At 40.0% G+C, this 445-nt stretch carries 1 protein-coding gene; it reads right to left on the bottom strand.

Annotated features, from left to right (window positions below; genetic code table 11):
* Positions 1 to 445 (bottom strand): TonB-dependent receptor domain-containing protein (locus ENE75_RS26070; RefSeq protein ID WP_158289102.1); only part of this gene is annotated, 445 nt, incomplete at both ends.

Raw genomic sequence — 445 nt, 5'->3', positions numbered from 1 at the left:
TTGTAACCAAAAATCATGTCGGTTGTAATCTTTTCATACAGATCAATTGAACCGCTGATCTTTCCTTTGAGGAAGCCATAATCCACACAAATGTTTTTAGTGGCTGTAACTTCCCATTGCAGATCGGGGTTTGCACCTTGTGTTGATCTGAAAGCCGATTCAAATGTTCCACCGCTGTAATAGGTACCGGATTTGTTATATAAACGTAGAGCAGTGTATGCACCTAAACCAAACGCATTAACTGTTTCACCATATCTCACCCTTAATTTTAAATCATTAATGAAAGCAATGTTTTTGATGAACTCTTCTTCGGAAAGACGCCATGCCACGCTTGCTGCAGGGAAATAACCCCACTCTTTGTTTTTACCAAATACGGAGCTGCCATCTCTTCTAACAGAAGCCTGGAACAGGATCTTTTCTTTGAAATCGTAGTTTACACGCAAGA

The organism is Rubrivivax albus (genome assembly GCF_004016515.1).
Classification (GTDB): Bacteria; Pseudomonadota; Gammaproteobacteria; order Burkholderiales; family Burkholderiaceae_C; genus Rubrivivax; species Rubrivivax albus.
The sequence above is the reverse complement of the archived record's forward strand: the minus strand, read 5'-3'. Positions and strand labels throughout refer to the sequence as shown.